The sequence below is a fragment of the Paenibacillus sp. DS2015 genome, from assembly GCF_050433705.1.
In the GTDB taxonomy this organism is placed as follows: domain Bacteria; phylum Bacillota; class Bacilli; order Paenibacillales; family Paenibacillaceae; genus Paenibacillus_AQ.
Genome location: NZ_JBNPWS010000025.1, coordinates 25,225 through 38,568 on the forward strand (window position 1 = coordinate 25,225; position 13,344 = coordinate 38,568).

The following is a 13,344-nucleotide window of genomic DNA, read 5'->3' on the forward strand; positions in this document are numbered from 1 at the left end:
CCACGCTACACATTAAAGTAGCCGTGGGCATTTCTATTTACTACTTACTACTTACTACTTATTGGTTCTTAATCATTTCTCTAAGTACCGTTTGTAGAATACCACCGTTGTGATAGTAATCCACATCAACCATACTATCCAAGCGAGCGATTACTGTGAAATCGAATGTTGTACCGTCTTCACGAGTAGCTGTTACTGTTAATTCCTGTCCTGGTTTAATGTCGTTGCTGATTCCGAGAATGTCGAAAGTTTCACGACCATTAATTCCTAGACTCTCCCAACCATGACCCTCTTGGAATTGGAGCGGAAGCACACCCATGCCGACAAGGTTACTACGGTGAATTCGTTCATAACTTTCCGCAATAACAGCCTTAACTCCAAGTAAGAAAGTACCTTTAGCTGCCCAGTCACGGGAACTACCCGTTCCATACTCTTTACCCGCAATAACGATCAGGCTCTGACCTTTGTCCTGATAATCCATAGAAGCATCGTAGATAGACATGACTTCATCATTCAATAGATTCGTTGTTACGCCACCTTCAGTACCTGGAGCGACCTGATTACGAATACGAATGTTGGCGAACGTTCCGCGCATCATAACTTCATGATTACCCCGACGAGAACCATAGGAGTTGAAATCTTCACGGCGCACATTATGCTCTTTCAAATAAAGACCTGCAGGGCTAGATGGAGAGATATTACCTGCTGGGGAGATATGATCTGTTGTTACGGAATCACTTAGTAAAGCTAACACGCGTGCAGATCGGATATCTTGAATATCTGTAAGTTCAGTTGATAGATTCTCAAAGAATGGTGGGTTCTGAATGTAAGTTGATTTGTCATCCCATTCATACAGTTCGCCTTCTGGTACTGGAATGGAATTCCATCTTTCGTTAGCCGTAAATACATTCTCATACTTCTGACGGAACATATCAGGCGTAACACAAAGGGCGACAGCTTCTTTGATCTCAGCTGTAGTAGGCCAAATATCTTTAAGATAGACGGGTTGATTGTTCGGATCATAACCAATCGGATCATTCTGTAAGTCGATGTTCACGGTACCTGCCAATGCATAAGCCACAACCAATGGTGGAGAAGCTAGGTAGTTGGCTTTAACCTGGGCGTGGACGCGACCTTCAAAGTTACGATTACCAGACAATACTGCTGCAACGGTTAGGTCATTATCTGTGATCGCTTGACTTACTTCATCAGGAAGTGGTCCTGAGTTACCGATACAAGTGGCACAGCCGTAGCCAGCAAGAAAGAAACCAAGGGCTTCTAACGATTCAAGTAGACCCGCTTTCTTCAGGTATTCTGTCACAACAAGCGATCCTGGAGTTAAACTACTTTTTACATAACCAGGCTTTGTAAGTCCACGTTCTACAGCTTTCTTAGCTAGTAGTCCAGCACCTAACATTACGCTTGGATTTGAAGTGTTTGTACAGCTGGTTATAGCTGCAATAACAACGGCACCCGTTCCGAGTTTACTGATTGAACCATCTTTGTGTTGAATGTTCACTGTTTCCGCTATTTTGCTATCACTAAGTCCGTATCCGCCTTTATCAACTGGAGTACGAATAATGTCGTTAAAGGAATCCTTCATTTGAGTTAGCTCAATGCGGTCTTGTGGACGTTTAGGTCCTGCTAAGCTTGGTACAATAGAAGCTAGATCCAATTCAATCACGTCTGTGAACTCAGGGTCAACGGTATCTAACGTACGGAACATGTTCTGAGCTTTATAATAAGCTTCCACTAGATTTACCTGTTCTTCAGAACGGCCTGTATTACGTAGGTAAGATAGAGTCTCAGCGTCTACCGGGAAGTAACCGATAGTAGCACCATATTCTGGAGCCATGTTAGCTACCGTTGCACGGTCTGCTAGACTAATATTCAGCAATCCAGGGCCGTAGAATTCTACGAATTTACCTACAACACCCTTTTTGCGTAGAATCTGCGTCACGGTGAGCGCAAGGTCAGTCGCTGTAGCGCCTTCGTTCAGACTTCCTGTTAATTTAAAGCCTACAACTTCTGGCATAACGAAATACAGAGGCTGTCCTAACATCCCTGCTTCTGCCTCAATACCGCCAACACCCCAGCCTACAACTCCAAGTCCATTAATCATCGTCGTATGGGAGTCTGTTCCTACAAGAGAGTCAGGATAAACAACCGTTTCGCCATCAATAGTCTTTGTTGCGGCTACAGAGGCTAGATACTCTAGATTAACTTGGTGAACGATTCCAGTTGCGGGAGGAACAGCACGGAAATTATTAAATGCTGTTTGTGCCCAGCGAAGGAAGCGGTAGCGTTCTTCATTGCGCTCAAATTCAACATTCATATTGTAATCTAGTGCATCTGCTGTACCGAATGCATCCACCATGACAGAGTGGTCGATAACTAAATCAACAGGAACTAGTGGGTTAATCTGCTTAGGGTCTCCCCCAGCCTTTTTCACAGTATCACGCATAGCTGCAAGATCGACCACGACAGGTACACCCGTGAAATCTTGTAGAACAATACGCGCTGGAATAAAGGGAATTTCTTTGTTTGCGTCACTCCCGGCATTCCAATCTGCTAATTGACGAACATGTTCTTCCGTAATGGCCCGGCCGTCGAACTGACGAACAGCAGCTTCAAGAAGTACTTTAATGGAGAAGGGAAGGGTAGAGATGCTCCCTAGGCCTTGTTTTTCTAGAGCTTGTAGGCTGTAATAACGATAATTTTTGCTTCCAACCTCTAGGTTTTGAGCGATTGAGAAATGATCCTTTCCTGACATACGTGTTCCTCCTTGGTGGTTGTGGTCTTCAGTAACCCTTTTAAGTTTTCATTCATGGTTTCATTAGGTGAAACGTAATTTCATAATTTCATTGTTTGATTTAAGTATACCGTTTACATAGAAGGGAGTAAAGAAGTTTTTGTCCTTACTCGTACTCTAATTATAGCGCACCAGAAGAAACTTCATATGTTCCAATTATTAAGAGGAATGATGGATAGTGGAAGGTTTGCTTTCATATATTGATGTAGATATGGGTGTTAAATGAAATGAAGATGAGGGGAGCCAAGAAATCATGGAGAAGGAATGGAAACAAACCCTTTATACGTATGTGAATCAGCATAATCAATGTTATATCGATTATCGCTCTGAGATGGAGGAGCAGATCGTAACGGATATGAACTATCTAATGGATAGATCGAAAATGATTAAAAGAATTACTGAGGGATATGAACAACGCGGAGTCAAGCCGTTACGAAGTGAGACACGCGCCAAAATACTGCGTATGATTCAGTATTCTGAGCAAGAGGTGGTAGCTGATGTTCAGTTACATGGACAGCTTCTGTATACCAAGGGGGGCGCTATCCACCGGGAAAATTCTATTCAACATCAACGAATAACGATGATCCGTGATGGAGATGCATGGGTGGTTGCAAGTATAGAGCAGCTAATAACAGAACGACATTCTATCTTATCTAAGATAACTCATAAGGATGGAGAAGCGTATTCAGGAGAACCAGAACCTTTCTTAAATTCTAATGTATTAGGTGGAGGTGCAGCACGTCGTCCTACGAAGTATCATCGTGAAGAAGCGGTAGCCTATGCGGATCGCTGGTGGGATTCTAATAATCCTGAATTCACATCTTTTGCAGTGAATTGTACGAATTATATCTCGCAATGCCTCTTTGCAGGGGGGGCTCCAATCCACTATACTGGTAAAAGAGCTTTAGGCTGGTGGTATAAAGGGTATGTTAACGGTAAAGAGTGGTGGAGTTATAGCTGGGCTGTATCGAACAGTTTGGAACGTCTGCTAACCTCCAATACATGGGGATTGAGAGCGGATGTGGTCGAGCGTCCAGAGCAACTAAGCCTAGGTGACGTTATTATTTATGATTGGGATGGAGATGGTTCCTACCAGCATAGTACGATTGTTACGGCATTTGATGCAGGGGGCATGCCACTTGTCAATGCTAATACCGTCAGTAGTAAGCATCGATATTGGGATTACAAAGATTCCTATGCATGGAATAAGAGCACAAAATATCAGCTTTTGCATATTCCTGACGTCTTCTAGAACAAAATGTGGAATGAACAGGGTGAACCTGTAATTAAGGAAAGAGGTTAAGTAATGAATAAATTGACTGTAGGTCTTGTATATGGTGGTAAATCAGGAGAACACGAGGTCTCCCTTCAGACTGCTTTTGCTGTAATGAATGCCTTTGATTTCAATAAATACGAAATTGTTCCCTTCTATATAACGAAACAAGGAGAATGGAAAAAAGGTGATAAAATAAGTGCTCCATTTGCGCGAATTGAAGAACTGAAGCTTACTAGCCATCTGACAGGAACTCAGGAAGCATTGAACTCGTTGTTTAGTCGCTTATATCATAGTGAAGGTGCTATTGAGGTGGATATTATGTTCCCACTGTTACATGGAACCTTCGGTGAAGATGGCACAATTCAAGGATTGTTTGAGATGGCTAATATGCCTTATATAGGTGCTGGAGTATTACCTTCCGCTGCGGGTATGGATAAGGTGACCATGAAGAAACTATTTGCAGAGGCAGGTTTGCCACAGGTTGGTTACCAATACTTCACAAGAACGCAATGGGCGAAGGAAAGTCATGATCTTATTAATAGTATTGAGGATATTCTAGGATATCCGTGTTTCGTGAAACCAGCTAATCTAGGTTCTAGTGTTGGGGTATCCAAAGCCAGAGACCGCGAGGAGCTAACACGTGCCGTTGAATTTGCATTCCGTTATGATATTAAGGTTATAATTGAACAATTTGTCGATGCTAGAGAAGTAGAAGTTAGCGTATTAGGTAATGATGAACCTATGGCGTCTATTCCTGGCGAGATTGTATCCTCAAGTGAGTATTATGACTATGCCGCTAAATATACCGATGGGCAATCACAAATGTTGATTCCAGCGCCACTAGATTCTGAATTGGCAGATCGAATTCGTGAAGCCGCTATCGTTGCTTTTCAGGCGATTGAGGGTAACGGAATTAGTAGGATTGATTTCTTTATTCGCAAATCAGACCTTGCTATTTTTATAAATGAGGTTAACACGATGCCAGGATTTACTCCTTTCAGTATGTATCCTCTATTGTGGCGGGAAACTGGACTCAGTTATGCGGCTCTACTAGATCGTATGATCGAGTTAGGGCAGGAACGATATGATAGCAAGCGAGCATTGAACTATAGTAATGATCTATAAAAGGTTGTTGTTCAAAAAATCATCATTGAACAGGTACTGTAAGTAGAACGCCCTGTTCTGAATAGAAAAGAGGAGTCTGGTATGGGATTTCAAACAGAATTCAACTCTGTATGTAAGTTCAAGAATGACCAGGAGTTATATGAACTATTCGAATACGGTCGCGGTAAAATGGTTAAGCAAGGATTCCGAGTGTTTCCTACTGGACAAAAGGTCATTGCCTATACACCCGATAATGTAGCGGTTGCGATCGTCCGTATTGTAGGATGTATAGCTGAGATTAACTTTCAGGGCGAGGAAGTAACTGAAGTTGAGATGGAGTTCGTTCGTAAGCTGAACGAGGAAGAGTCACGGGTTCAGAGTAGGCTTGCTTTTGAAATGTTTTTTGGTGAACAACAGGTATGATTGTCCGGTTCGGGTACGTAGCTATGTCTATGGTGGTAAAGAATGCATCACCTTCTCGTACGATGACGATGACCAGTTTCAATAAATTAGGTGACCGGGAGGCAGCGATTCGGAAGCTAGAACGTATTGCGCAAGAAAATTTGCACAATACGCTCAGGCTTCTAAAGCATAATCTGGCACATGATATTCAAGTATATCGCTTCTCATCAAAGTTGATTCCATTGGCTACTCATGGAGATCTTATCGAATGGAATCCATTTCTTGCGTTGCAGGAGTCGTTCGCCGAAGTAGGGGAATATGTGAGAGGACATGGCATGCGGGTATCTTTTCATCCTGATCATTTTACGGTCCTTAGTACACCTCGTTCAGAGGTACTTGTGAATTCTATTCGCGATCTTGAGCATCATGTTAAGATGCTTAAAGCGATGGGATTGAAAGCTACGGCGAAGAACAATATTCATATTGGTGGAGCCTATGGGGACAAGCCTTCGGCTGCCGCTCGTTTCGAGGAGCGTTTTCTTGGACTGAGTCCTGATATACAGAAACGGATAACGTTAGAGAATGATGATAAGACTTTCAATGCATCTGAGACGCTCGAAGTCGCCCGTAAGGTAGGGCTGCCGATGGTCATGGATATTCATCATCAGTGGGTGAATAATGAAGGGGAGAAGCCTTGGGAACTCTGGCCTGATATCGTTAAGACTTGGGAAGGGGACTTAGCCCAAGCAGATACGGAGTTGGACAACCCTCTTGTGCCTAAGCTTCATGTATCTAGTCCAAGGAGTGTGACAGATCTGCGGAGTCATGCGGTGAACGTAGAGAGTGGACCTCTGCTTGATTTCTTAAGAAGAATTGCAAGTTACACCCCAGCTGTGGATGTTATGATTGAAGCTAAGGGGAAAGACTCTGCACTGTTTGAACTCATGAAGGATATGGGGCAATATGCTGCTGAAGGGGTTCGAATTCTGGATGGGGCGAGTGTCGCTATTTCTCCATAACTCGTGTAAACTTAAGGGTAGAGAAATCGACAGCTAAATATGTTATCGAACATGAAGTATAAGTTCGTTCTTGATCCAAGCCGAGGCAAAGGCGCGGCGGGGGACGAGCTTTTTATTTAACCATGATTCGATAGAATAGCCGCTAGAGAAACAATTCGGGCGAAACTTTGGCATAGCTGTGGCGTATACTTGTAACATAAGATTTTACTAGATTTTTAAATATAGAAAGTAGAGTGAATACTTTGGATGATAAGAATAAAGTTCCTTACGTCGTATCAAGTAAGAGCTATACGGCTGTCGCGATTAATGCAGCAGCAAAAGCTGGAGAATGGATCAAAAGTAGATTGGGTACAGTAAAAGAACTGAACACCAAATATTCTGCTCAGGATTTGGTGACGGAAGTGGATAAAGGTGCGGAGCAGATGATTCGAAAGCTCATTCTAACTCATTTTCCGGACCATGCTATTCTTGGCGAAGAAGGGGTAGAGCCAGGACCCAAGGCATCTGCGCAAGCGTTAGAAGAAACGTTAAAAGAAGAATATGTGTGGATTGTTGATCCTGTGGATGGAACGACTAATTATGTCCATGGCTTCCCATTCTATTCTATCTCTATTGCTCTTGCACACAAAGGAGAGATTATCGTTGGTGTCATCTATGATCCATCTAGAGACGAATTGTTCGTAGCTGAGAAGGGGAAAGGTGCTTACGTCCATGGTAAACCAACCGTTGTATCTGGGGAGGTTACACTTGAAACAAGTCTTATTGCAACTGGATTTCCTGCGGATCAGACATTCGCACTCCCAATCAATATGGCAGGATTACAACATCTTGCACCACAAGTTCGCAACATCCGGTCAGGGGGATCGGCAGCCTTGCATATGGCTTATGTAGCTGCTGGAAGATTGACGGGTTTCTGGGAGATTGGACTGAATGCTTGGGATTTGGCTGCGGGTGCACTGCTTGTTACGGAATCGGGAGGGACGGTTAGCGATACAACAGGTAGACCGTATGAGCTAAGCGTTCGCCACATCGTTGCTTCTAACGGTGCCATTCATTCGCAACTCGTCAATGCATTGCAGATAGCAGATGCAACAGGCTATGATTCACATTAAGATACTTACACTTTGATGAAGGAGTGTTAATGTCCATGCAGGATCATGATGAATTGGAGAGAGTCATTAGTGAATTGCTAATCGAAGGTGAAGTTCAGGAGCAGTTCAAGCGTGAAGAGAAAGAACGTAAGCAGAACTCACCTAAATATGAAGTTCGTATTCAGACGACAATAGACCCGATTGTGGAGGAGACTCTTAAATATCGCAGCATAGCATGTGAACTAGATGATCGATATGATGGCTATATGGAAAGAGCACAGCAGAACTCCTCTAGTGGAGAGTTGAATGATAAGTAACAGATAAGAAAGTTATACACCTCTCTAATAAAAGATACTAATATACAGGGAAATCGCTCTTTATAAAATGGTTGCTCGGACTTCCATTTTACCTAAAGGGGCGATTTTTTTGCGTTTATCGTAATAATTTCAACCTAAAATCGCAATATTGCCTCCTCATAAATATTGGATAAATCCTGTAGAGTGAATATTGTAATAAGAAACATTTTCGAGAGGGGTATAAAAAATGAAAAGAGTCAAACATTGGACGGTTCTATTACTTGCTATTATGTTAGTCGCTTCTTTGGCTGCATGTGGAGGTAACAACACGCCAAAGAACAATGCTACTGCTCCTACACCAACTGATTCTACAGAACCAGCACCAGCGGATACAACTGAACCAGCTGAGAAGGTTGAGCTTTCATTCTGGTCACTTGGAACAACAAACTACGAGGCTTTAGGTAAAGAATACACGAAGGAGCATCCGAACGTGACGATTAAGTTCCAGAATACGTCCGATCAGACAGCTCATCACAACAATTTGACAACATCTTTATCTGCAGATTCAGGCGCGCCTGACATCTTCATGCTTGAAATCGGTTTCATGGAGCGTTTCATTAATGCTCAGGATAAATTTTATAACCTTAACGAACTAGGTGCTAAAGATATTCAAGCTAATTACTTAGACTGGAAATGGAAACAAGCTTCTTCCGTTGATGGAAGTTTCCAAATTGGTCTCCCTACAGATATTGGTCCTACAGTTGTTTACTACCGTACAGATCTTGCTGAAACAGCAGGTCTACCCGTTGATCCTGAAGGGTTCGGAGCAGCAATCGATACTTGGGACAAATTCGCTACTGTAGCTAAAGCGTTTAAAGAAAAGACTGGAAAACCTTTTGCAGACTTAACGGATCTTGTATATAACGGTGTTCGTGACCAATCTGCAGATCAAATCTACTTCAATAAAGATGATGGTGCCTTTATCGGAGACACTAATCCACAAGTTAAGAAAGCTTATGATTTTACAGTAAAAGGTATTCAAGAAGGATGGATTGGCAACACGTTGCTATGGTCTCCTGAATGGGGTCAAGCGATGAACGATGGAGGATTTGGCGTTGTATTAGGACCTGCTTGGATGGCAGGGAACATTAAGAGTAACGCTCCAGATTCAACAGGTAAATGGAAAATCACTCAACTTCCAGAGGGTGCTGGTAACTGGGGCGGATCTTTCTTAACTTTACCTAAAGAAGGTAAACATCCGAAAGAAGCTTACGAGTTTATCGCATGGTTAGATAATCAAGATAGCCAACTTGAGTCATTCAAAGCAAGTGGTTTGATGCCTTCGATTCCTGCACTGTATCAAGATGCAGCATTTACAGGATTCCAAGATGAATTCTTCGGAGGTCAAGCAACAGCAGTTGAATATGGTAAAGCAGCAGAACGCGTTAAACCCGTTTATTATGGTCCATTACATGACCAAACAGATACGTTCTTCAAAGATGCTCTTAAGAATGTCTTGGAGAAAAAAGCAGACCCAGCAAAAGAGTGGGATGCAGCAGTTAAAAAAGCAAAAACATTGGCAGAACGTAGCTAAACACAGTAATAACTAGCCTAATCCTAATTATAGAATATCCAAATTCGCAGGGAGAACACTTCTTGCGAATTTGGGATTTATAAATTATTCCTTGGAGGTGCATCATGGCAGAGCCAGTCAGTGTTATTCCACCTGTCAGCGTCAAGAGACCTTTTCTGACAGAACAACGAAGAAGCCGTATTACGGCCTATACGTTTATATCACCGTTCTTTATCCTATTTTCAATATTTGGACTTTATCCGATTATATTTACGATCTATCTATCTTTCTTTAAGTGGGATGCACTGGGTCCGATGAAATATGTTGGATTCAAGAACTATGATCTAATCATCAGTGATCCTACGTTTTGGATCTCTTTCACGAATACGCTCATTATGGGTGTCATGGGGACGGTTCCTCAGTTAATTGCTGCACTCTTTGTGGCAATCATTCTGAATTCATCGCTTACCAAGTTTAAGAAGTCATTCCGTATTCTTTATTTCATGCCCAATATTACTTCGATCGTTGCGGTTACCCTCGTGTTCAGTACCATGTTCGGTAACAATGGAATGATTAATTGGCTTCTCAATGGACTAGGTTTGGAGAACGTGGCGTTTAACTCTGGATGGTGGGGAGTAAAAATTGCGATTTCCACGATGGTTATGTGGCGTTGGATGGGTTATAATGCCATTATTTTCTTATCTGGTCTTCATAGTATTCCAACGGACTTATACGAAGCTGCTAAGATCGATGGAGCGAGTAGAGGACAGCAGTTGACATATATTACACTGCCGCTACTCAAACCGTTTATCGTATTCGTAACCTTGTTATCAACGATTGGATCACTTCAATTGTTTACTGAGCCGTATGTATTTCTTGGACAATCAGGATCAGGCTCTACTCGTGAGGAAGGTGTCACGATGGTTACCTATTTATATAGTGAAGCATTCCGTAACGGTTTCTTTGGTACTGCAGCGGCAACAGCTGTTTTGCTACTCTTGATTACGATTGTATTCTCCTTACTTAATATGCTATTAACCAGCCGCATGGGCGGAGATACAGGAGGTGAAGCATGAGCTCATTAAATGTTAAAGGCAATCTAGGTAATCCAGGAATATTTAGTAAAATACTATACTATGTGTTCCTCATCGTCGGAGCTCTTGTATCCATATTCCCATTCTATTGGATGTTTGTCATTGCTACTAATGATCGAGGAGCGGTATTCCACATTCCACCGTTACTAACGATAGGCGATCAATTTGTTAATAACTTTCAGCGGGTGCTTGAGAAGGCTGACTTTTTTAGAGCGCTAGGGAATTCTCTTTTTGTTTCATCTATGGTTACCATTTCTGTGGTATTCTTTTGTACACTTGCTGGATACGCATTTGCGAAGTACGAATTCCCTTTTAAAAAGATTCTGTTTGTTTTTGTCATTGGGACATTGTTTGTTCCTACGCAACTAAGTGTACTACCGACTTACATTATCATGGCTAAGCTACACTGGATCGATTCTTACAAAGCGCTTATCATTCCGTCGATGGTCAATGCATTCGGTATATTCTGGATGAGACAATACATTTCCACTTCTGTACATACGGAGTTAATTGAAGCAGGACGAATCGATGGTGGTGGGCATTTTCGGATATTCTGGAATATCGCTATACCGGTCATTACACCTGCAATGGCAACACTAGCCATTCTGAACTTTATGAATGTATGGAATGACTTTTTCTGGCCATTGGTTATCTTGAAGAACAAAGAGCATTATACGATTCAAATTGCATTGCAGCAGCTATTTACGAACCGCGATGGTCTAGATTATGGAATGATCATGTCAGCAACCTTTACGGCTACTCTACCGCTACTGATTGTCTTCCTATTCTTTAGCCGTTATTTCATTGCAGGCCTAACTTCTGGTGCGATAAAAAGCTAATAATAAATTTTTTCTACAGTCTAGCAAGGAATTTACAACACAATGAAGAATAATAGACGGATAAGAGACAACTGGGGGATGTGGGTTCATGAAGCTCCGACGTAAAATTTTACTAGCTATTATTCTTCTTGTGTTTATTCCTGTGATTATTATGGGGGGCATATCGTATTTTAACTTCTCTAGCTCTATGGAGAAGAAATCTAGTGACTTCTATTGGATATCCTTGTTGGAAACCGACCGTAAACTTAAATTCGCATTGAATGAAATTACTTCTCTTTCGAACTCTGCTATTACTCCATCTACATCGGTTATTCAGCAATCACTGAAGCAGCCGAATTCCGTCATGACCTATGACAGGAAGCAAGAAATTAATAATATCCTCATTAATCATCCGATGATTACTTCATTTAGTCTATATTCCAAGAACGATTTAATTCATAATTACAATGCTGATCTATCGTTTGATGAATTACAACAGCAAGTGTGGTATAAGCCCATGCTTCAAGCAGAAGGGCGACCCGTGTGGTCTGGACCTGGAGAGAATGGCTCATCTAATGATGGAGATCCGATGATGATTCAAGCAAGAGTTATTAAGGATTACTATTCTTTAGAAGACATTGGTTATGTAGTCATTTATGTGAAGCCTGATGTATTGGATCAGGTTTTTTGGGAAGCAGCGACACTTAAGAGTGGCGATATTCTTCTAGTGAATAAGCAGGGGAATATCGTATTTAACAAGTCAGGTGATCATATCGGAGAACAAGCACAGTTCCCCTTTTTAACTAAAGGTTATACCAAAGAGAAGGATTACTATATCGATAACTATCAGAATGAGAAATCACTTATCACGTTCTTACCCTCATATAATACAGATTGGTATCTAGTGGCTATTACACCCATTAATCTAATCAGGGCAGAATCTGTTTCCATTCGTAATATTGCGATTGCGCTTGGATTATTTGCATTACTCTCGGCATTTTTGTTCGATCAGTTTTTTATTCGTCGGTTAGTGCGTAGTATTATTAGTGCGGTTAATGGTATGAAACGAGTTGAGCAGGGCATATTCATTCCTATTCATTCTCATAAACAGACAGATGATGAGACGGATTTACTCATTGATGGCTTCAATCGGATGAGTACGCAGATTAATGAACTTATTGCTCAGGTAGAAACGGAACAAGCGCGTAAGAAGGAGGCGGAGCTACAGGCATTAGTGGCACAGATTAATCCTCATTTCATCTATAATTCACTGGAATCTATTAATTCCATGGCTGTATTGCAAGGCAATAAGGATATCAGTAAGATGGTTATATCGTTGGGTAAATTGTTGCGAATCAGTATTAATGATAATCATGAATTGATTACGATGAATATGGAATTTGAGCATGTGAAGCACTACTTAAACATACAAAAATATAGGTTTGAAGATAGATTCGAATATCATATGGATATCCCCGATAGGCTGAAATATTATATGACTCAGAAGCTAATCGTACAGCCGATTGTTGAGAACGCTTTGTACCATGCCATAGAACCTATGGAGGACAAAGGATATATAAGTATTCAAGCTCTGGAAGATGGAGATGACATCTTAATTGATGTGACTGACAATGGTCTAGGATTCGATCAAGCGACACTTCTTAATTTATGGAGTAGCGATTCAAGTGGTCAGAAGAAATACCGTAATAGCGGTGTGGGTCTTAAAAATGTACATGAACGATTGCGTATCAGGTTCGGTAGCCACTATGGTATTCTGATCTGTTCTTCTCAAGGCTTCGGGTCAACGATTCGAATACGTTTGCCCAAAATATTGCCTTAATCTTGTACACGAGATTAGA

Annotated in this window: 11 protein-coding genes; 10 read left to right on the top strand and 1 reads right to left on the bottom strand. The window is 41.7% G+C overall.

The annotated features are described in order from the left end of the window. Window positions 1-58: 58 nt before the first annotated feature. On the bottom strand, window positions 59-2,773 hold the full coding sequence (gene acnA / locus J2T13_RS18985; protein ID WP_429373937.1) for an aconitate hydratase AcnA: 2,715 nt from the start codon (window positions 2,771-2,773) through the stop codon (window positions 59-61). 292 nt (window positions 2,774-3,065) lie between these two features. Here acnA and J2T13_RS18990 point away from each other — a divergent pair, with 292 nt between their 5' ends. The 10 genes from J2T13_RS18990 to J2T13_RS19035 all read left to right on the top strand — a co-directional run bounded on the left by J2T13_RS18990 (window position 3,066) and on the right by J2T13_RS19035 (window position 13,325). After that, the gene (locus tag J2T13_RS18990; protein ID WP_429373938.1) at window positions 3,066-4,064 is read left to right on the top strand and encodes an amidase domain-containing protein; all 999 of its coding nucleotides are present in this window, start codon (window positions 3,066-3,068) and stop codon (window positions 4,062-4,064) included. 54 nt (window positions 4,065-4,118) lie between these two features. Continuing rightward, window positions 4,119-5,213, top strand: coding sequence for a D-alanine--D-alanine ligase (locus J2T13_RS18995; RefSeq protein WP_429373939.1), 1,095 nt, complete (start codon window positions 4,119-4,121; stop codon window positions 5,211-5,213). A gap of 81 nt (window positions 5,214-5,294) precedes the next feature. Continuing rightward, the gene (locus J2T13_RS19000) at window positions 5,295-5,615 is read left to right on the top strand and encodes a hypothetical protein (protein WP_429373940.1); all 321 of its coding nucleotides are present in this window, start codon (window positions 5,295-5,297) and stop codon (window positions 5,613-5,615) included. Further along, complete coding sequence (gene uvsE, locus J2T13_RS19005; RefSeq protein ID WP_429373941.1) at window positions 5,612-6,613, top strand: UV DNA damage repair endonuclease UvsE; 1,002 nt, start codon at window positions 5,612-5,614, stop codon at window positions 6,611-6,613. Before J2T13_RS19000 ends, uvsE begins: the two co-directional genes overlap by 4 nt. A gap of 242 nt (window positions 6,614-6,855) precedes the next feature. Further along, window positions 6,856-7,725 carry an inositol monophosphatase family protein gene (locus tag J2T13_RS19010; protein WP_429373974.1) on the top strand — a complete coding sequence of 290 codons (870 nt, stop codon included), beginning with the start codon at window positions 6,856-6,858 and terminating at the stop codon, window positions 7,723-7,725. 35 nt (window positions 7,726-7,760) lie between these two features. Next, window positions 7,761-8,021, top strand: a complete 261-nt coding sequence (locus J2T13_RS19015) for a hypothetical protein (protein WP_429373942.1) — start codon at window positions 7,761-7,763, stop codon at window positions 8,019-8,021. A gap of 226 nt (window positions 8,022-8,247) precedes the next feature. Beyond that, a complete protein-coding gene (locus J2T13_RS19020) occupies window positions 8,248-9,594 on the top strand; it encodes an ABC transporter substrate-binding protein (RefSeq protein ID WP_429373943.1) in 1,347 nt (448 codons plus the stop codon). A gap of 104 nt (window positions 9,595-9,698) precedes the next feature. After that, complete coding sequence (locus J2T13_RS19025) at window positions 9,699-10,649, top strand: carbohydrate ABC transporter permease (RefSeq protein ID WP_429373944.1); 951 nt, start codon at window positions 9,699-9,701, stop codon at window positions 10,647-10,649. Further along, window positions 10,646-11,506, top strand: coding sequence for a carbohydrate ABC transporter permease (locus J2T13_RS19030; protein ID WP_429373945.1), 861 nt, complete (start codon window positions 10,646-10,648; stop codon window positions 11,504-11,506). Before J2T13_RS19025 ends, J2T13_RS19030 begins: the two co-directional genes overlap by 4 nt. A gap of 88 nt (window positions 11,507-11,594) precedes the next feature. Continuing rightward, entirely contained in the window at window positions 11,595-13,325 is a 1,731-nt protein-coding gene (locus tag J2T13_RS19035) for a sensor histidine kinase (protein WP_429373946.1), read from the top strand. Window positions 13,326-13,344 lie beyond the last annotated feature (19 nt).